The 19271-nt window shown below is 71.8% G+C and carries 14 protein-coding genes; 6 read left to right on the top strand and 8 right to left on the bottom strand.

The genetic code is table 11. The annotated features are described in order from the left end of the window. Positions 1–55: 55 nt before the first annotated feature. Together QF034_RS02580 and QF034_RS02575 are read right to left on the bottom strand one after the other, a co-directional pair. Positions 56–610: a DUF4232 domain-containing protein gene (locus QF034_RS02580; protein WP_307173340.1), complete on the bottom strand. Its 555-nt coding sequence runs from the start codon at positions 608–610 to the stop codon at positions 56–58. A 64-nt stretch (positions 611–674) separates the two neighbouring features. Beyond that, positions 675–3071, bottom strand: a complete 2397-nt coding sequence (locus tag QF034_RS02575; RefSeq protein ID WP_307173339.1) for a SpoIIE family protein phosphatase — start codon at positions 3069–3071, stop codon at positions 675–677. 257 nt (positions 3072–3328) lie between these two features. Between QF034_RS02575 and QF034_RS02570 the strand changes: the two genes are divergently transcribed. The 3 genes from QF034_RS02570 to QF034_RS02560 all read left to right on the top strand — a co-directional run bounded on the left by QF034_RS02570 (position 3329) and on the right by QF034_RS02560 (position 9689). After that, positions 3329–6424, top strand: coding sequence for a glycoside hydrolase family 2 TIM barrel-domain containing protein (locus QF034_RS02570; RefSeq protein WP_307173338.1), 3096 nt, complete (start codon positions 3329–3331; stop codon positions 6422–6424). A 153-nt stretch (positions 6425–6577) separates the two neighbouring features. Continuing rightward, positions 6578–8821, top strand: a complete 2244-nt coding sequence (locus QF034_RS02565) for a glycoside hydrolase family 9 protein (RefSeq protein ID WP_307173337.1) — start codon at positions 6578–6580, stop codon at positions 8819–8821. Between the two features lie 76 nt (positions 8822–8897). Further along, positions 8898–9689, top strand: coding sequence for an alpha/beta fold hydrolase (locus tag QF034_RS02560; RefSeq protein WP_307173336.1), 792 nt, complete (start codon positions 8898–8900; stop codon positions 9687–9689). Here the strand turns inward: QF034_RS02560 and qcrB are convergent. Together qcrB and QF034_RS02550 are read right to left on the bottom strand one after the other, a co-directional pair. After that, complete coding sequence (gene qcrB / locus QF034_RS02555) at positions 9649–11142, bottom strand: cytochrome bc1 complex cytochrome b subunit (RefSeq protein WP_307173335.1); 1494 nt, start codon at positions 11140–11142, stop codon at positions 9649–9651. The genes QF034_RS02560 and qcrB overlap by 41 nt on opposite strands. Continuing rightward, positions 11139–12071: a sigma-70 family RNA polymerase sigma factor gene (locus tag QF034_RS02550; protein ID WP_307173334.1), complete on the bottom strand. Its 933-nt coding sequence runs from the start codon at positions 12069–12071 to the stop codon at positions 11139–11141. The genes qcrB and QF034_RS02550 overlap by 4 nt, the downstream gene beginning before the upstream one ends. A gap of 187 nt (positions 12072–12258) precedes the next feature. Here QF034_RS02550 and QF034_RS02545 point away from each other — a divergent pair, with 187 nt between their 5' ends. The 3 genes from QF034_RS02545 (at position 12259) to QF034_RS02535 (ending at position 14811) form a co-directional block, all read left to right on the top strand. Then, positions 12259–12504 carry a hypothetical protein gene (locus QF034_RS02545; protein WP_030845137.1) on the top strand — a complete coding sequence of 82 codons (246 nt, stop codon included), beginning with the start codon at positions 12259–12261 and terminating at the stop codon, positions 12502–12504. A 3-nt stretch (positions 12505–12507) separates the two neighbouring features. Further along, positions 12508–12885: a hypothetical protein gene (locus QF034_RS02540; RefSeq protein ID WP_029181218.1), complete on the top strand. Its 378-nt coding sequence runs from the start codon at positions 12508–12510 to the stop codon at positions 12883–12885. Between the two features lie 288 nt (positions 12886–13173). Further along, positions 13174–14811, top strand: coding sequence for an RICIN domain-containing protein (locus tag QF034_RS02535; protein ID WP_307173333.1), 1638 nt, complete (start codon positions 13174–13176; stop codon positions 14809–14811). 59 nt (positions 14812–14870) lie between these two features. Here the strand turns inward: QF034_RS02535 and QF034_RS02530 are convergent, their stop codons facing one another. The 4 genes from QF034_RS02530 to abmR all read right to left on the bottom strand — a co-directional run bounded on the left by QF034_RS02530 (position 14871) and on the right by abmR (position 19185). Further along, complete coding sequence (locus QF034_RS02530; protein ID WP_307173332.1) at positions 14871–16040, bottom strand: lactate 2-monooxygenase; 1170 nt, start codon at positions 16038–16040, stop codon at positions 14871–14873. An 82-nt stretch (positions 16041–16122) separates the two neighbouring features. After that, positions 16123–16815: an alpha/beta fold hydrolase gene (locus tag QF034_RS02525; RefSeq protein WP_307173331.1), complete on the bottom strand. Its 693-nt coding sequence runs from the start codon at positions 16813–16815 to the stop codon at positions 16123–16125. After that, positions 16812–18422: a purine-cytosine permease family protein gene (locus QF034_RS02520; RefSeq protein WP_307173330.1), complete on the bottom strand. Its 1611-nt coding sequence runs from the start codon at positions 18420–18422 to the stop codon at positions 16812–16814. Before QF034_RS02520 ends, QF034_RS02525 begins: the two co-directional genes overlap by 4 nt. 205 nt (positions 18423–18627) lie before the next feature. After that, a complete protein-coding gene (gene abmR / locus QF034_RS02515; protein WP_307173329.1) occupies positions 18628–19185 on the bottom strand; it encodes an ATP-binding transcription factor AbmR in 558 nt (185 codons plus the stop codon). Positions 19186–19271 lie beyond the last annotated feature (86 nt).

Below are 19271 nucleotides of genomic sequence, written 5' to 3'. Positions count from 1 at the left end.
GTGCCCGCCCATGAAACCAGGGGTTGGTAAGAAAACTACGAGGGCCCCGTCGGTCTCACGGCCCGCTGCCCGCCTCGAACGCCGTCAGGAACACCGAGGACGCGTTTCCGCCGACCGGCACCTCACCGGCCGTCCACCGCACCTTCAGCGGTTTCCGCTCGTCCGGCGGAGTCACCAGCAGCGCCGCCGGAGTGGCGGCGTGGGCGCCGCTGACCTCGGGGTCGGCGTACCGCAGCCCCGCCCAGGCACTCCGGCCCGGCGCCAGGGTCACGGTCGCCGGCTCGCCGGGGGTGCGCTTCGGGTCGGGGCCCAGCTGCCGGCCGGACGCGTCCACGAACGCGGCACCCGGATAGCCGTGCAGGGTGCAGGTGCGCGAGGAGACGTTGGTCAGCACGACCGGGAAGTTGCGCTGCCCGGCCCCCGGATCCATCCGGCCGACGGACGCGCGCAGCTCGGAGGTGTGGCAGCGGGCACCGGCGCCGGCGGCGGGCACCTGCTGCGCGGCGGTCTCCGCGCGGTGCGCGGTTCCGCAGGCGGTCAGCGAGCCGAGAGCCGCGAGCGCGCTCGCGAGTAAGGCCCCCCGGCGTACGGACTGAGTCGTTGTGGCCATGCCCTTGCGGGTGTCCGCGGCGGCACCGGGAAAAACGCGGGCGGCGCCGGGAAAACCGCGGCCCTCACAGCTCGTCGAGCAGGGCCAGCTCCGCCCAGATCGTCTTGCCCTCGGCGGTGTGCCTGCTGCCCCAGCGCTGGGTGAGCTGGGCGACCAGGAGCAGACCGCGGCCCCCCTCGTCCCAGGTCTTGGCGCGGCGCAGGTGGGGCGCCGTGTGGTTGCTGTCGGACACTTCGCAGATCAGCGTGGACGCGTCGTGGATCAGTCGCAGCCGGATGGGCTGGGCGCCGTAGCGGATGGCGTTGGTGACCAGCTCGCTCACCACCAGTTCTCCGGTGAACGTGGCCTCGGTCAGCCCCCAGCGGTCGAGCTGGTCGACGACCTGCTTGCGGATGGGGGCCACCAGCGCCGGGTCGGCGGGGATGTCCCAGGTCGCCACCTGGGAGGACGGCAGGCCGCGGGTGCGGGCCAGCAGCAGGGCCACGTCGTCGGCGGAGCCGCTCGGCGGGAGCAACGCGTGCAGCACGCGGTCGCAGATCTCGTCCAGGGAATGGGAGGGGGCCGACAGCGCCTCGCGGAGCATCCGGTGGCTCGCGTCGACGTCCCGCTCGCGGCTCGCGACCAGCCCGTCCGTGTGGAACGCCAGGACGCTGCCCTCCCGCAGTTCCACCTCGGCGCTCTCGAACGGCAGTCCCCCGACACCGAGCGGGGGACCGGAGGGCAGATCGAGCTGCCGGGCCGGGCCGTCCGGCGGCACGAGCAGGGGTTGCGGGTGCCCGGCCCGGGCCAGGGTGCAGCGCCGTGACACGGGGTCGTACACCGCGTACAGGCAGGTCGCGCCCACCTCGCCGGTGCCGGCGTCGACGCCGGACTCCTGGGACAGCCGGACGACCAGGTCGTCGAGGTGGGTGAGCAGCTCGTCGGGAGCCAGGTCGATGTCGGCGAGGGTGCGGACGGCGGTGCGCAGCCGGCCCATGGTGGCCGAGGCCTGGATGCCGTGCCCGACGACGTCGCCGACGACCATCGCGACGCGCATCCCGGACAGCGGGATCACGTCGAACCAGTCGCCGCCCACGCCGGAGCGGGTGGCGGGCAGATAGCGGGAGGCCGCCTCCACGGCGGCCGTGCGCGGCAGAGTGCGGGGCAGCAGGCTGCGTTGCAGCGTGAGCGTCGTCTCGCGCTCGCGGGAGTAGCGGCGGGCGTTGTCGATGCAGACGGCGGCGCGGGCCGTGACCTCCTCGGCAAGCAGCACGTCGTCGTCGGTGAAGGGCTCGGGGCGCCGGAAGCGGGTGAAGACCGCGACCCCGAGGGTCGAGCCCCTGGCCTGGAGCGGCACGGACATCGTGGAGTGGATGCCGTACTCGTGTATCCGCCGGAACCGGACCGGGTCCCAGGCCAGCCACTTCTCGAGGTCGCCGTTGTCCGCTCCGGACGCCACGACCGTACGCCCCGCGATGAGCGAGGCGGCCTGCGGGGAGTTCTCCGGATAGACGTCCACCTGCCCGGGCTTGGCCACGGCCTCGGGGCTGCCCGAGTTGACCGACTGGTGGGCGGCCCGGCGCAGGCTCACCGGTGGGGCCGGCGGGGTCGGTTGCCCGGCGGACTCGCCGCCGTGCTCGCGTACGTCGAGCAGGTCGACGCTGACGAAGTCGGCGAGCGCCGGGACGCACACGTCCGCCAGCTCCTGGGCCGTACGGGTGACGTCGAGGGTGGTGCCGATGCGTACGCTCGCCTCGTTGACCAGCTGGAGCCGCTCCCGTGACCGGTACTGGTCGCTGAAGTCGTGGGCCGTCACGCACACGCCCCGCACCCGGCCCGCCTCGTCGGTGAGCGGTGCGAGCCGGGCCAGCCAGGCGTGCGCACTCCGGCTCTCGCCGCTGGCCTTCATGTACGTCTGCATGTCCTGCCGCCGGCCGGTGTTCAGCACGCGGCGCAGATTCTCCTCCAGCTCCGCGTTCTGCGGCCGGCTGCCGATGTCGGTGGGCCGCAGGCCCCGCAGCCGCTCGGCGGGCAGCCCGAGGAGGTCCGCCATGGCGTCGTTGACGCCGCGCAGCCGCAGCCGCTCGTCGAAGATCATCGTGGCGCAGGGCGACTGCGTCAGGGCGGCCCGCACCAGCGGGTCGTCCGGCAGCTCCCGGCCGGGGGCCTGAGGAGGCGAGACGGCGAGCCACTCGGTCGCTTCCGGGCCGTCCGGCGGTCTGCGGTGGGCGAGCACCCACGCGGAGACATCGTGCCCGTCGCGGTGACGCAGCGTGAGCGTCCCGTTCCAGCGGGAGTCGGCCGGCACGGGCGGCGGGGCCGCTCCGTCGGCCAGCAGCTCGGTCGCCGGGCGGCCCAGGACCTCGGCGGCCGTGTGGCCCAGCAGACGGTGGGCGCCCTCGCTCCACTCGGTGAGCGTGCCGTCGGCGGCGATGACGACACGGGCGGCCACGCCATCGTCGAACGGCTCGTCCGGGCTCATCGTCGCCACTCCATACGGACACTCACAGTGATCAGGGAGGTCGCTTGAGTTCCAGACTAGACGGTGGGCGCCCGACGTGGCCCGGTAACCCCTGCGCCGCCCGGCCGTGCACGGTCAAGGCGCGATTCCGGCCGATGTGACGCCTGGGGCAGAACGACGCTGCCGCACCCTTGACGGCCCGGTGTGACACCTCGACAGAATCTGTTTGTTCGCGATCAGTTGTGAGTATTTCTGGGCCCTAATGAGGGAGAGCCACCATGTCGGTCACGCGCAGATCGGTCCTGCTCGCCTCCGCCGCCGCGCCCGCGGCCGGAACACTGCTGGGCGCCCCGGAGGCGTGGGCCGCCGACGCGGCGCGTGGCGCGTCCGGCCGCCGCACCGTCGCGCTGCGCGACGGCTGGCGCTTCGCGCTGGTCAACCCGGGCGGGATCACCGACCCGACCGGCGCCTACGCCGACGCGGCCCAGCCCGGCTACGACGACTCGGAGTGGCGTGAGGTGGCGGTCCCGCACGACTGGAGCATCGAACAGACCCCCACCACCGACCACGGCACCACCAGTGGCACCGGCTTCCTCCCCGGCGGCCTCGGCTGGTACCGCCTCGCCTTCACGCTGCCGCCCGCGCTCGCCGGCAAGCGGATCTCGGTGGAGTTCGACGGCGTCTACATGGACTCCTCCGTCCACTGCAACGGCAAGGAGGCCGGCCGCCACCCCTACGGCTACACCGGCTTCGCCTTCGACCTGACCGACCTGGTGCACACCGACGGCACCACGAAGAACGTGCTCGCGGTCAAGGTCCAGAACCGGCTCCCCAGCAGCCGCTGGTACTCGGGCAGCGGCATCTACCGCGAGGCCCGCCTGGTGATCACCGAGCCGGTGCACGTGGCCCGCTGGGGCACCCGCGTCACCACACCCGAGATCTCCGCCGAACGGGCCGTCGTCCGGATCGAGACATCGGTCGTCAACGCGTCGGGCGCGGGCGCCGACGTCGAGGTCGTCTCCCGGATCGTCGACCCGAAGGGCCGGACGGTCGCCCGCACCTCCTCCACGGTCGCCGTCACCGAAGAGCGGACCGAGACCCACGAACTCACCGTCCGGCGCCCCCAGCTCTGGGACATCGCGGCCCCGCACCGCTACACCCTGCACACCGAGCTGCGCGTCGGCGGCCGGACCACCGACATCTACCGCACGGTCTTCGGCATCCGCACCTTCCGCTTCGACCCGGACGAGGGCTTCTTCCTCAACGGCACCCACCACAAGATCAAGGGCGTCGACCTCCACCACGACCTGGGCGCGCTCGGCGCCGCGGTCAGCCTCGACGCCGTCCGCCGTCAGATGGAGATCATGCGGTCCATGGGCGTCAACGCCCTGCGCACCTCCCACAACCCGCCCGCGCCCGAGGTGATCCAGGTCTGCGAGGAGCTGGGGATCATCATGCTGGTGGAGGCGTTCGACTGCTGGCGCACCGGAAAGAACCGGTACGACTACGGCCGGTTCTTCGACGAGTGGTGCGAGAAGGACGCCACCGAGATGGTGCGGGCGGCCCGCAACTCGCCCGCCGTCCTGATGTGGTCCATCGGCAACGAGGTCCCCGACTCCACCTCCACCGCCGGCCTCGCCATGGCCGACCGGATCATCGCCGCGATCAGGGCCGCGGACGACACCCGCCCGCTGGTCATCGGCTCCGACAAGTACCGCCGCCTCCCCGCCAAGGGCTCCGCGGCCGACCTGATGCTGGCCAAGCTCGACGGCCTCGGCCTCAACTACAACACCGCGAAGTCGGTGGACCAGCTGCACGCGGCCTACCCGCACCTGTTCCTCTTCGAGTCCGAGTCCTCGTCGGAGACCTCGACGCGGGGCGAGTACCAGGAGCCCGAGCACCTCAACACCGGCGAGAACTACACGCCGGGCAGGCGCGCGACCTCCTGCTACGACAACAATCTCGCCTCCTGGACCATGAGCGGCGAGTACGGCCACAAGAAGGACCGGGACCGCAAGTGGTTCGCCGGGCAGTTCCTTTGGTCGGGCATCGACTACATCGGCGAGCCCACGCCCTACGACGTCTTCCCGGTCAAGGCGTCCTTCTTCGGCGCCGTCGACACCGCGGGCTTCCCCAAGGACATGTACTACCTGTTCCGGAGCCAGTGGACCAGCGAGCCGATGGTCCATCTGCTGCCGATGACCTGGAACCACGCCGAGGGCGACACGGTCGAGGTCTGGGCGTACGCGAACGTCGACACCGTCGAGCTGTTCCTCAACGGAAAGTCCCTGGGCGTACGGCGGTTCGACACCAAGAAGACCGTCGACGGCCGCACGTACCTGGAGACGACCGAGGCGACCGGCGACGACAAGACCTTCACCGACGGCCCCTATCCCGGCAGTTACACCAGCCCGAACGGCAGCGCCGGCAAGCTCCACCTGACCTGGAAGGTGCCCTATGCGCCGGGCGAGCTGAAGGCGGTCGCACGGCGGGACGGCAAGGCGGTCGCCACCGACGTGCTGTGCACCGCCGGCGCCCCGCACGCGATACGCCTGACGCCGGACCGCGACTCCCTCGCCGCCGACGGGCGTTCACTGGTCTTCGTGACCGCCGAGGTGGTCGACCGGCGCGGTGTGGTGGTGCCCGACGCGGAGCACCTCCTCTCCTTCGAGGTGGCGGGCGGCTCCCTCGCCGGGCTCGACAACGGCCGCCAGGAGAGCGCCGAGCGCTACCAGGCGAGCACCCGCACCGCCTTCCACGGCAAGGCCCTCGCCATCGTCCGCTCCGGCACGAAGACGGGCACGGTGAAGGTGACGGCCCGCGCAGACGGCCTGCGCACCGGCACCGCGACCGTGCGCGCCACCCGGGCGGCGGACCGGGCCGGGACCACCCCGGCCGCCTTCCGGCCGGAGCACCCCGCGCCCGTCGACCACCCGCACGCGGACGCCAGTTACTCCGGCCGCCCGGACACCCTGCCCGCCGCCATGCTCGACGGCGACCCGGCCACCGGCTGGTCCAACGGCTTCTTCAAGCAGGCCACGGCCCTGCTGCCCGCCTTCGACGGCGCCCGCACCGAGGACTGGGTCACGGTCGACCACGGTCGTACCCGCGGCTACGACCGGGTGGACGTCTCCTTCACCGTGGACGCCACGCACAGCCTGCCCGCGGCGATCGAGGTGGCGGTCTGGGACGGCCGGACGTGGCGGGCCGTGGAGGACACGGCGGTCGACTGGGCCACCGCCTCCGACGCCCCGACCGTGATCACCTTCAAGGCCGTCCGGGGCTCCCGGATCCGGCTCACGATGACGAGCCGCCACCCCGACGAGGCCCGGGGCGCCCTCCGCATCAGCCGGCTGGAGACCCCGGCCGCCTGAAGCTCAACCGCGGCGGTCCGGACGGGCGGCGAACAGCCAGTCCCGTCCGGACCGTTGACGGGGCGTCACATCAGCCACAACCATGGCGTGCATCCACATCTGGGAGCGCTCCCACGACGAGCGTCACCCGCACCTCTCCAGAGGAGCCCGGACGTGAAACGACGCAGAACCGCCCTGTTGTCCCTGACGGCCCTGCTGGCGACCGCGCTCACCGCGCTGCCCTCCGCACCGGCCGGGGCCGAGGAGGTCGAGCAGGTCAGGAACGGCACCTTCGACACGACCATGGACCCGTGGTGGGCCACCAGCAACGTGACCGCGAGCGTGTCCGACGGCCGGCTCTGCGCCGACGTCCCCGGCGGCACCACCAACCGCTGGGACGCCGCCGTCGGGCAGAACGACATCACCCTCGTGAAGGGGGAGTCGTACCGCTTCTCCTTCAGCGCGACCGGCACGCCCGCCGGGCACGTCGTGCGGGCGATCGTGGGCCTGTCGGTGTCGCCGTACGACACCTACCACGAGGTGACGCCGCAGCTCAGCGTCTCCGGCGACACCTACTCCTACACCTTCACCGCACCGGCCGACACCACCCAGGGCCAGGTCGGCTTCCAGCTCGGCGGCAGCGCGGATCCCTGGCGCTTCTGCATGGACGACGTCTCCCTGCTCGGCGGGGTGACGCCGGAGCCGTACGAGCCCGACACCGGGCCCCGGGTCCGCGTCAACCAGGTCGCCTATCTGCCCGCCGGGCCGAAGAACGCCACCCTGGTCACCGACGCCACGGCGAAGCTGCCCTGGGAGCTGAAGAACTCCCGTGGGACGGTGGTCGCCCGGGGCACGACCGTGCCGCGTGGTGTCGACGCCTCCTCCGGGCAGAACGTCCACTCGATCGACTTCGGTGCGTTCCGCAAGAAGGGCACGGGCCTCACGCTCGTCGCCGACGGCGAGACCAGCCGCCCCTTCGACATCGACGCGAGCGCCTATGAGCGGCTCCGGCTGGACTCGGCGAAGTACTACTACACCCAGCGCAGCGGCATCGCGATACGCGACGACCTGCGGCCCGGCTACGGCCGCCCGGCCGGCCACGTGGGCGTGGCCCCCAACAAGGGCGACACCGACGTCCCGTGCCAGCCCGGCGTCTGCGACTACAGCCTGGACGTCAGCGGCGGCTGGTACGACGCCGGCGACCACGGCAAGTACGTCGTCAACGGCGGCATCTCCACCTGGGAGGTGCTGAGCACCCACGAACGCGCGCTGCACGCCCGCACCGGCGACCCCCGGGGGCTCGGCGACGGGACGCTCGCCATCCCCGAGAGCGGCAACAAGGTCCCCGACATCCTCGACGAGGCCCGCTGGGAGCTGGAGTTCCTGCTCAGGATGCAGGTGCCCGACGGCAGGCCGCTGGCCGGCATGGCCCACCACAAGATGCACGACGAGCAGTGGACCGGACTGCCGCTGCTGCCCAGCGACGACCCGCAGAAGCGCGAACTGCACCCGCCGTCCACCGCGGCCACCCTGAACCTCGCCGCCACGGCCGCGCAGGCGGCCCGTCTCTACCGGCCCTATGACAAGGCGTTCGCCGCCCGGGCGCTGGATGCCGCCCGCAAGGCCTGGTCGGCGGCGCTCGCCCACCCCGACCGCTACGCCTCCGACAGCGACGGCGTCGGCGGCGGAGCCTACGCCGACACCGACGTCACCGACGACTTCTACTGGGCGGCCGCCGAGCTGTACCTCACCACGGGTGAGAAGCGGTTCCAGGAGTACGTCCTGAATTCGCCGGTCCACACGGCCGACATCTTCGGCCCCATCGGCTTCGACTGGGCCCGCACGGGCGCGGCCGGACGGCTCGACCTCGCCACGGTGCCGAACCGGCTGCCCGGCCGGGACAAGGTCCGCCAGTCCGTCGTCAAGGCCGCCGACCGCTACCTGGCCACGCTGAAGGCCCAGCCCTACGGCATGCCGTACGCCCCGGACGGCAACCAGTACGACTGGGGCTCCAGCCATCAGGTCCTCAACAACGCCGTCGTCCTCGCCACGGCGTACGACATCACCGGCGCCCCGAAGTACCGCGACGGCGCGCTGCAGAGCATGGACTACATCCTGGGCCGCAACGCGCTGAACATCTCCTACGTCACCGGCTACGGCGAGGTCAGCGCCCACAACCAGCACAGCCGCTGGTACGCCCGCCAGCTCGACCCGAACCTGCCGAACCCGCCGAAGGGCACCCTCGCCGGCGGGCCGAACTCGGGCATCCAGGACCCCTACGCACAGAGCAAACTCCAGGGCTGCGTCGGCCAGTTCTGCTACATCGACGACATCCAGTCCTGGTCGACCAACGAGCACACGATCAACTGGAACGCCGCCCTGACCCGCATGGCCGCCTTCGCGGCGGACCAAGGGTAGGAGGCAGCCCGGGCGCGCCGGTGCCGGGGGAGTCCGCCGACAGGACGCCTCCGGCACCCGCGCGTAGCCTGGTGTCATGCACGCGGTGCGGGTAGACGGCATCGAGGTCGCCTACGACCGGGTGGGCCAGGGCCCGCCCCTGGTGCTCGCGCATGGTGCCACGACCGACGCCCGCCTGTTTCGTCCGCAGATCGCGGACCTGGCCGACGAGTTCACCGTCGTCGCCTGGGACGAGCCCGGGGCCGGCCGCTCCTCCGACGTACCGTCCTCCTTCGCCCTGGCGGACTACGCCCGCTGCCTTGCGGCCGTCATCGAGGACGTGGACCTCGGTCCGGCGCATGTCCTCGGCCTGTCGTGGGGCGGGACCGTGGTGCTGGAGCTCTACCGGCACCACGCCGAGCTCGTCCGGACGCTGCTCCTCGTGGACACCTACGCGGGCTGGAAGGGCTCGCTGCCCCCGGCGGAGGTGCGGTCGCGGGTCGAGGGGGCGGAGCGGATGCTCGCGGTCCCGGCCGAGGAGTTCGCCCCGACCATGCCCGGCCTGTTCGCCGGGCGGCCACCGGCCGAAGCCGTCCGCCTGCTGTCCGTGATGTCCGCCGACACGCGGCCCGGGAGCATGCGGACGGAGCTCACCGTCATGGCCGCGGCCGACCAGCGCGACCTGCTGCCCGGGATCACGGTGCCGACCCTGCTGCTGTGGGGCGAGCTCGACGCACGCTCGCCGGTGGACCTCGTGGCCCGTCCCCTCCTGGAGGCGATCCCGCAGGCCACCCTGGTCGTGCTGCCCGGCACCGGGCACCTCAGCAGCATCGAGGCCCCCGAGCCGTTCAACCGGACTGTCCGGGAGTTCTGCCGGGCCCATTCCTGAGCACGAGTTCCCCCGGGCGCTCGTGGGCGGTCAGGGTGTGCAGCCGTGCCTGGTCGAGCGGCTCGTGCACCTCGACGTACGCGCCGTGCGGCAGCCGCTTGATCACGCCGGTCTCCCTGCCGTGCAGCACCAGCTCCCGGTCGCGCAGCTGCAGCCCCAGACAGATCCGCCGGGTGACGACGAAGACGGCCGCCGGGACGGCGAACATCGCGATCCGCACAGCCCACGTCACCGTGTTGATCGACAGGTGGAGGCGGGTCGCCACGATGTCGTTGCCGCCGCCCGCCAGCAGCACCAGGTAGAGGCTGATCCAGGCGGCCCCGATCCCCGTGCGGACCGGCCGGTTGCGCGGCCGGTCCAGCAGATGGTGCTCGTGCCGGTCGCCGGTGAACCTGGCCTCCAGGAACGGGTAGACGCCGATGAAGAGCAGCAGCAGCGGGAACACCACGATCGGGATGAACACGCCCAGCACCAGCGTGTGGCCCCACAGCGTGATCTCCCAGCCGGGCATGATCCGCACCAGCCCCTCGGCGAAGCCGAGGTACCAGTCGGGCTGGGCGCCTGTGGACACCTGGTCGGCGCGGTAGGGCCCGTACGACCACACCGGGTTGATCGTCGCCACCGCCGCCATCAGCGCGAGCACTCCGAACACCAGGAAGAAGAAGCCGCCCGCCTTCGCGAGGTACACCGGCATGAAGGGCGCGCCCACGACATTGCGTTCGGTGCGCCCGGGGCCCGCGAACTGGGTGTGCTTGTGATAGACGACCAGCAGCACATGGACGACGATCAGCGCCGCCATCACCCCGGGGATCAGCAGGACGTGCAGTGAGTAGAAGCGGGCCACGATGTCGTCGCCGGGGAACTCGCCGCCGAACAGGAACATCGCCAGGTACGTGCCCACGATCGGCACCGACAGCAGCGCCCCGTGCACGAACCTCAGGCCCGTGCCCGACAGCAGATCGTCCGGCAGCGAGTAGCCGAACAGGCCCTCGAACAGGCCGAGGAAGAGCAACAGCCAGCCGAACAGCCAGTTGACCTCACGCGGCTTGCGGAACGACCCCGTGAAGAAGTGCCGCATCATGTGCGTCAGCATCCCGGCGACGAAGACCAGCGCCGCCCAGTGGTGCAGCTGCCGGATCAGCAGCCCGCCGCGCACGTCGAAGCTGATGTCCAGCGTGGACGCGTACGCCTCGGACATGCGCACGCCGTTCAGCGGCGCGTAACTCCCCTGGTAGGTCACCTCGTTCATCGACGGATGGAAGAACAGCGTCAGGTACACGCCGGTGAGGACCAGCACGACGAAGCTGTACAGGCAGATCTCGCCGAGCAGGAAGGACCAGTGGTCGGGGAACACCTTGCGCAGGTACTTCCGGCCGAGCGTGTGGATGCCGAGCCGGCCGTCGAACCAGTCGGCGAGGCGCTCGCCCCTCCCGGGCCGCCCGGCTGCGCTCATGCCGCCTCCCTGGGCAGGTGGGTGAGCTTGTCCGGGTTGGCGACGACGTAGATCCCGCACACCCGGTCGCCCTCCGGGGTGAGGTCCAGGACCAGGACGGCGTACGGCGCGTCGCCGTCGAACAGCACCGCAGCGTCGTCGCCGTTGACGCGCCGGTAGCGGAACACGGGGTTGCTCGGGCCGCCCCGCCCGGAGGTGAGCAGGCGGGCCACCTTGTCCCGGCCGTGCACCGGGCGCAGACTCGCCGGCCTGCGCTTGCCGCCGGCGTCCGTCCACGCCGTGACGTCCGGCGCAAGGACCTCCATCAGCTCGGCGATGTCCCCGCCGAGCGCCGCCCGCACGAACCGCTCGGTCGCCTCCCGCCGCACCCGCGGATGCGCCTCGTACCGGGGCCGCCGCGCGTTCACATGCTCCCGGGCCCGGTGCGCCAACTGCCGTACGGCGGCGGGGGAGCGGTCGATGATCCCGGCGATCTCGGCGTGCGGGTAGCCGAACACCTCGCCCAGGACGAACACGGCCCGCTCCAGCGGGGTGAGCGACTCCAGGACCACCAGCATCGCCAGTGACACCGACTCGGAGCGCAGGGCCGGGCCGTCGGCGGTGTCGGCGCCCTCGTCGGTGACCAGGGGCTCGGGCAGCCACGAGCCCACGTACGTCTCCTGCCTGCGGCTGATCACGGCACGGCGCCGCAGCGCGTGGTTGACCGCCACCCGGACGAGATAGGCCCGGGGGTTGTCGACGCCGGCCAGGGGAGCGCCCCCGCCGCGGGCCGTCCAGGACAGCCATGTCTCCTGCAGGACGTCCTCGGTGTCGGCGACGCTGCCCAGCATGTTGTAGACGACGCCGAACAGCAGCTCGCGGTGGTCGACGAACACCCCGGTCGCCTCGTCGAGCGGGGCGGTGGTGCCGGGTACGGGGATCTCGGTCATGCGTGGTCCTCCCAGAGACGCGCTCACTCCTGCGAGCCGCGCGGGGTCCCGGAATGTGACATCGCGCGGTGCGATGTGACGCAGATCTCAGCGGATGACCAGGGGCGCATCGCCTTAGGTACCGTGCACCTAGCCGTCTGACCTGGGAGTATTTACGAGTCAGTACCTCCAGCGGTACCGTGAAGGCATGCCAGCTCTCAACGTGGAGTTCAGCGACCGCGAGCTTGAGGACCTGCGGCAGATCGCCAAGGAGCGCGGTACGTCCATGAAGGCGCTCGTACGGGAGGCGGCCGCCGCCGACATAGCCCGCCACCGGGCGCTCCAGGAGGGCGCGGAGGCCTTCCGCAGGTTCTTCGCGACCCACGCCGACGAGTTCGCCGCCGCCTTCCCGGACGACGAACCGCCCGCCAAGGGCGAGGGGCGGGCTGCCTGACCGATGGCACCCGTCCTCCATATCGACGTGCCCTGGCTGCTCCAGCGCCACGAAGAGGTCCTGCCGGACCAGCCCACCATCAACGACTTCTCCGCGTTGGTGGCCGCGGTCGCCCGGCACCGTGTCGACCCGCCCCGCCTCGGCGTGAACTCCGACCCGGCCTGGCGGGCCGCCGCGCTGCTGCACACCATCACCCTGCTGCGGCCGCTCCCGTCGGCCAACGCCCGCTTCGCATGTGCGACGGCCGTGGCGTACATGTTCGTCAGCGGCGTCGGCATCGACCCGCCCTACGGTGCCCTCGTCGACCTCGCCCGCGACCTGATGTCCGGCACGACCGATGTCTACGGCGCGGCGGACCGGCTGCGGTCCTGGCAGATCTGAAATGTCGAAAACCGGTGCGAGCAGAGTATGTTTGTTCCCGTTTTGACTTTCTGTCAATGGGCTTGATGTTGCACCGGCGCCTTGTTGGTCCTGTGGGGGTTGTGCAAGAGTGAAACACACGTGCGGGGGGAATGGCCGAGTGTCGCACGCGATTTGCAGACCGGGTCCGATTCGCCGCTGGTGAATTCGCACCTCCCGCGCCCGTCAAAAAGGTACGCACCAACCGGGCTCCTTTTTCGGCGGCAGGACTTCTGTGTGCCACATTGCGCGTGGGAAGGAACCATCTCAGTGCCCACCCCCCACCCCCCTCGTCCCCCGTATCCCCCGCCCGGCGGGGATCCCGGGGAATCCGATGAATCTCTCGCCGCCCCCCTGAGAGGCAGCCCGGAGGGCGGGGTCGCCGCCCATTCCGTCGCGCTGCTGATGGCGCGGCACTGGCAGCCGGTGTACGAGTACGCGGTCATCTGTCTCGCCTCGTCGGCGCAGGTCGCCGAGATGGTCACCGGCACCGCCTTCCACCGGACCCTCAACCGCCTCGCCTTCGGCGAGTCGGCCGTCGCGCTGCGCCCGGCGCTTCTGGCGACCGTGCGGGACACGGTCCGGGAGTGGTCCGGCGACGATCGAATATCCGCCGTACTGCCGGCACTGCAGAAACCGGCCGGAGGACGCGGGCTGCGCGCGGCGACGGCCATGACGCCCGAAAATCGCGTCCTCGCGGAGCGGGCATTTCAGGCACTTCCCGCAGTCGCGCGCTGTTTGCTCTGGCACGTCGAGGTCGAGGCCGATCCTTTAAGCGTCCCGGCCGGTCTGCTGGGCATGGATACGAACCTCGCGTCGGCCGCACTCGAACAAGCGCGTGACACATTCCGCGAGGGTTGTGTACATGCTCATCGTGAACTCGCGCCGACCCAGGATTGCCGCTTCTACAACCGCCTCCTCGACGTGCCGATCCGCCGGGGCGGCGCACTGCTGCCCGATGTCCAGGACCATCTGGCGGAGTGCCGCTACTGCCGCAACGCGGCCGAACAACTGAGCCATTTCGAGGGCGGGCTGGGCCCGCTGATCGCCGAAGCGGTCCTCGGCTGGGGTGCCCGCCGCTACCTCGAATCGCGCCCGGGCCGGTCCTCGCACGGCACGCGGGGCGGACGCGCGGGCCGGCGCGGCGACGGGCGGCCCGGGGGCGGACGCCACCGCCTGCTGTCCCGGATCCCCGTGCGGGTCCGCCGCGTTCAGGGCGTGCGCATCCCGGACGCGCTGCGCTCCTCGCGGGCGCTGCTCTCGGGCGTCGGCGCGGTGTCGGCCGGGGTGCTCGCGACCGTGCTCATCATCAGCGCGTCGTCCTACGACGGCGGCCAGGCCGACCCGGCCGGCTCCAACAGCGCCGCCGGCGGCAACGGCGCCGGGTCCGTGACCCCGCCCGACACGGCCGGGCTGCCCACGGCACCGGGCGTGACACGGCTGCGCAACGCCGGCGCCGACCTGTGCCTCGACGTCCAAGACCTGCCGAAGGAGGGCTCGGGGACCGAGCTGGCGGAGTGCTCGGCGGCATGGACCCAGCAGTGGACGTACGAGAACGACGGACTGCTGCGCAGCGTGGCCGATCCCGGCCTGTGCCTGGACTCGCACAAGGACGCCGGCGTCGTCGTCCTCGGCACCTGCGCCGAGGAGGACGCCGAGCGGGCCGACGACGTGCGCTACGACCTGACCGTGCAAGGGCAGTTGCTGCCCCGCTGGGACGAGCAGCTAGCCCTCGCCGTCACCAACGACGACGCCGGTGCAGACATCGTCGTCAAGGTCCGCGACCGCTCCGACGAACAGCGCTGGCAGGCCGAGCCCGTGCCGACGACGGCGGGCTCCCTGTCGATCGAGGAGCAGGAGGGGCCGACGGCCCGGCAGGTGACCGTGCCCCACGGCCGCACGGCGTGACCACGGGCCCAGGCGCCCGAGCGGGGCTGCGCGGCGCACGCGTCGCGCAGCCCCGCTGGTCAGGCCGGGTCCTCGATGAGGTCGGCCGGACCGATCGTGCCCGGCGTGGCATGGCCCGACAGGGCGAGGGTCAGGTCGAGTTCGGCCAGCAGGCAGCGGACGACGTGTTCGACGCCCGATCGGCCGTCGAGGCCCAGACCGTAGACGTAGGGGCGGCCGACCAGGACGGCGCGGGCGCCGAGGGCGAGTGCCTTGAAGATGTCGTCGCCCGTGCGGACGCCGCTGTCGAAGAGGACGGTGAGCCGGTCCCCGACGGCCTCCGCGACGTGGGGCAGCGCGTCGGCCGCCGCGACGGACCCGGCCACCTGGCGCCCTCCGTGGTTGGAGACGACGACGCCGTCCATGCCCGCCGCCTCGGCCTGCCGGGCGTCGTCCGGGTGGAGCACGCCCTTGAGGACGATCGGGCCGTCCCAGTTCTCCCGCAGGAAGGCCAGGTCAGGCCAGGTCTTCGCCGGGTCGGCGAACATCCCGACGAAGTGCATCACGGCCGCGTTCGGATCCTCCTGCACCGGCTTGGCCAGACCCGCCTGGAAGGCCGGGTCCGAGAAGTAGTTGGCCGTGCCGACGCCGTGCAGGAACGGCAGATACGCCTGGTCGAGATCGCGCGGCCGCCACGCCAGCAGCGGCGTGTCCAGGGTGACCACGAGGACGCTGAACCCGGCCGCCTTGGCTCGGTTCAGGAAACTGCGGGCGACCTCCGGGTCCCTGGGCCAGTACAGCTGGAACCACCGCTCGGCGTCGCCCATCGCCTCGGCGACCTGCTCCATGGGCGTGCTCGACGCCGACGACAGGACGAACGGCACGCCCTGCGCGGCGGCGGCCCGGGCCGCGGCGGACTCGGCGTCCGGGTGCATGATCGACAGCACGCCGACCGGGGCCAGCGCCAGCGGGGCCGGCAGGGCACGGCCCAGCACCTCGACCGACAGGTCCCGTTCGTGCACGTCCCGCAGCATGCGCGGCACGATCCGACGACGCTCCAGAGCCGCCCGGTTGGCGCGGGCCGTGCTGCCGTTGCCCGCGCTGCCCGCCACGTAGCCGACCGGGCCGGGCCCGAGCCGCTGCTCGGTCAGCTCCTCCAGCCGGGTCAGATCGGTGGGCAGCCGCGGTACGGCACCCGTCATCCCGTTCAGATAGATCTCGTACTGGAAGTCCGCCCAGTGCTTGCCCACCGTACGCAGCCGCCTCTCGTCGTCTCCTCGTCGAGACCGTGCTCCACGGCAGACGATACCGAGCGGTATGCGCGACGGCGGATCAGGGGCGGGCCCCCGCTGCGTCCAGGAGGCGGGCGAGTGCCTGCGGCTGCGAGAACATCGGCCAGTGGCCGGTGTCCAGCTCCACCAGCTCCCAGCTGTCGCTCTTGAGCAGCTCGGCCACCGCCGGCATCGGCTCGTCTCCGTCGAGGAGGCACTTCACATACGTCGCCGGGAGATCGGCCAAGGGGCGGGTGAGCACGGCCGGTTCGGTGAGCGTGGCGCCCGGATGCGGAGTCGAACCGACGATGCGGGCGATCTGCTCGTCCGTCAGTCCCTGCCCCGCGTAGTCCGGCGCGCCGAGCGGCGGCCAGAACCCGTCGTGTTCGGCGATCGACTGCCGTACGTGGTCGCTCGGCCAGCCCGACAGGAACGACTCCCCGTCCACCGGCACGTTCGCGTCGACGAACACCACGCGGCGCAACCGGTCCCCGATGCGCTCGGCGGCCTGCCCCACCGGTACGCCCGCGTAGCTGTGCCCCACGAGGACGACGTCGCGCAGGCCGAGGCGTTCCACCTCGCCGACGATGTCCCGCACGTGCGTCTCCAGCCCGGCCGGTACGCCCTGCTTCTCGGCGAGCCCCGACAGCGTCAGCGGATGGACGTCATGCCCGGCGCCGCGCAGCTCCGCGGCCACCTCGTCCCACGCCCACGCCCCGAGCCACGCCCCCGCCACCAGTACGAAGTCGGTCATGCCGGCAACTTAGCCGAAGGGTCTGACAACGCCCCCTCGGCGCCGGGCCCGGTGATCGGCGGCACCGGCACCTCGACGGTCCTGGCCAGCCGCGCGCCCTCGGGCCCGTAGACCTCGCGGGGTTCGGGGAACAGCCACAGCAGCGTCAGGAACAGCACCGCCGCCACGACCAGCGACACGGGCAGTCCGATGTCGACGCCGTTCGCGAGGTCGCCGAGCGGCCCGACGAACTGCCCGGGCATGTTGGTGAAGAGCACGCCGATCAGCGCCGCCACCCACCAGGCGGTCATGCCCCGCCAGTTCCAGCCGTGCGCGAACCAGTAACGGCCGCCGCGCTGACGGCGGTTGAAGACCTGGAGCGCCTCCGGGTCGTACCAGCCGCGCCGGGTCCAGTAGCCCAGCATCATCACGACCATCCACGGCGTGGTGCAGGTGATGATCACCGTGGCGAAGGTGGAGATGGACCGCACGAGGTCGAGCCCGAACCGGCCCGCGAAGACGAACCCGATCGACAACGCGCCGACCAGCAGCGTCGCCTGGACCCGGGACAGCCTCGGGAACACCGACGAGAAGTCGAGCCCGGTCCCGTACAGCGCCGTCGTGCCCGTCGCCATGCCGCCGATCAGCGCGAGCAGGCAGACCGGCAGGAAGAACCAGCCCGGCGAGATCGCGAGCAGGCCGCCCACGAAGTCGGGGGCCGCCGGATCGACGTACTGCGGCGCCTTGTCCGCGATGATGCTCGCCGTCGTCAGGCCGAACAGGAACGGCAGCAGCGTCGCGAGCTGGGACAGGAACGCGGCTCCCATCACCTTCCGGCGCGAGGTGCTCGCCGGGATGTAGCGCGACCAGTCGCCGAGGAACGCACCGAACGACACCGGGTTCGACAGCACGATCAGCGCCGCCCCGATGAACGACGGCCAGAACAGGGCCGTCGTCGCCGCGTCCGCCGCGTCGGTGAAGACGCCCGCGTACGAGGGGTCGAAGTCCCCCGCGAACGCCACGATGCCGAGCAGGAACAGCGCGCTCGCCGAGGTCACCGCGATCTTGTTGACGAACAGCATGAACCGGAAGCCGTAGACGCACACCCAGAGGACCAGCACCGCGAACAGCGCGTACGCGACGGCGTAGGACAGGCCGCTCCGGCCGAGGCCGACGAGCCGGTGGGCGCCGCCGACCAGGGCGTCGCCGGAGCTCCACACCGAGAGGGAGAAGAACGCCACGGCCGTCAGCAGGGACAGGAAGGAGCCGATCACACGGCCGTGCACGCCCAGGTGCGCGGACGACGACACGGCGTTGTTGGTGCCGTTGACCGGGCCGAACACCGCCATCGGGCACAGGATCAGCGCGCCCGCGACGACCCCGAGGAGCGTCGCCGCGAGGCCCTGCCGGAAGGAGAGGCCGAACAGGATCGGGAAGGCGCCGAGGACGCAGGTGGAGAAGGTGTTGGCGCCGCCGAAGGCGAGCCGGAACAGGTCCAGCGGGGTGGCGGTGCGCTCGGCGTCGGGGATGCGGTCGACACCGTGGGTCTCGACCTCCGTCAGGGACGGGGCAGACGCGGCGGGGGAGGGGAGGTCGGCGCCCGGGGGACGTTCGGCCGGCGAGGACAAGGGGGCTCCAGCGGGGACGGGGCGGTGGAGCGCGGGGTGGCGCGGCGGTGGGGCGGACGGCCGCTCGCCGGCGCCGGGGTGTGCGGCGGCGCGCGGAAGCCGTCCTCTGGGGTTGTGCCGACCGTAGGGCGGCACAGGTGATCTACACCAGAGGACGGTTCATCCGTTTTCCGCGTTGTCAGTGGACGAATCCTCCACTCTTGGGTCACTCCTCATCGGGTGCGTTCGGCGTGTGGTCCGGCTCCGCGTCCGGGCCCTGCGCGCGTACCCGCTGTACGTGTTCCAGGGAGTCGCGCAACTCCGCGAGCCAGTCGTCGGTGTGGCGCTGGACCAGGCGCACGCACCAGGCCAGCGCGTCACTGCGGCTGCGGGCGACGCCGCCGGCGATCAGGGTGTCGAGGACCTGGCGTTCCGGCTGGCGCAGCCGGGTCATGACGGGTGCGGCCACGTGCGTGAACAGTGCCCGCTGCCCGCCGCACTCCACACCCCAGGACACCTTTCGGCGGAACCGGTGCTCGGCCTCCCGGGCCACGGCCATCCGGTCCTCACGCGTGCGTTCCCGGAACTCCTGCACCCGGCTCTCCAGGGCCGCGTCCCGTTCGGCGGCCGGGGCGTCCTCGGCCAGCCGGGGTGTGGGGATGCGGCCGATCACCGTGATCTCCTCGCGGTCGACCGTGATCTCGGTCAGTTCCTCGAAGAGGTCGTCGGGAAGGCGGCCGGCGAACCAGCCGCGCAGCTTCTCTCGCTGCTCTGTCGTAATCATGTAATGACGATTACTCGGCCGGAGCATGAACACAAGGGACAAGAAAACAGTCGGCTGAGAGCGGAATCGGAATGTTTCAGGCCTAT

Source organism: Streptomyces africanus, assembly GCF_030816955.1.
Classification (GTDB): domain Bacteria; phylum Actinomycetota; class Actinomycetes; order Streptomycetales; family Streptomycetaceae; genus Streptomyces; species Streptomyces africanus.
The sequence above is the reverse complement of the archived record's forward strand: the minus strand, read 5'-3'. Positions and strand labels throughout refer to the sequence as shown.

What these genes read in the sequence shown, in the direction of transcription:
- QF034_RS02550 (WP_307173334.1), bottom strand. Translation starts at nt 12,071, where the DNA reads ATGACCGAGATCCCCGTACCCGGCACCACCGCCCCGCTCGACGAGGCG.
- QF034_RS02560 (WP_307173336.1), top strand. Translation starts at nt 8,898, where the DNA reads ATGCACGCGGTGCGGGTAGACGGCATCGAGGTCGCCTACGACCGGGTG.
- QF034_RS02570 (WP_307173338.1), top strand. Translation starts at nt 3,329, where the DNA reads ATGTCGGTCACGCGCAGATCGGTCCTGCTCGCCTCCGCCGCCGCGCCC.
- QF034_RS02540 (WP_029181218.1), top strand. Translation starts at nt 12,508, where the DNA reads ATGGCACCCGTCCTCCATATCGACGTGCCCTGGCTGCTCCAGCGCCAC.
- abmR (WP_307173329.1), bottom strand. Translation starts at nt 19,185, where the DNA reads ATGATTACGACAGAGCAGCGAGAGAAGCTGCGCGGCTGGTTCGCCGGC.
- qcrB (WP_307173335.1), bottom strand. Translation starts at nt 11,142, where the DNA reads ATGAGCGCAGCCGGGCGGCCCGGGAGGGGCGAGCGCCTCGCCGACTGG.
- QF034_RS02575 (WP_307173339.1), bottom strand. Translation starts at nt 3,071, where the DNA reads ATGAGCCCGGACGAGCCGTTCGACGATGGCGTGGCCGCCCGTGTCGTC.
- QF034_RS02545 (WP_030845137.1), top strand. Translation starts at nt 12,259, where the DNA reads ATGCCAGCTCTCAACGTGGAGTTCAGCGACCGCGAGCTTGAGGACCTG.
- QF034_RS02525 (WP_307173331.1), bottom strand. Translation starts at nt 16,815, where the DNA reads ATGACCGACTTCGTACTGGTGGCGGGGGCGTGGCTCGGGGCGTGGGCG.
- QF034_RS02580 (WP_307173340.1), bottom strand. Translation starts at nt 610, where the DNA reads ATGGCCACAACGACTCAGTCCGTACGCCGGGGGGCCTTACTCGCGAGC.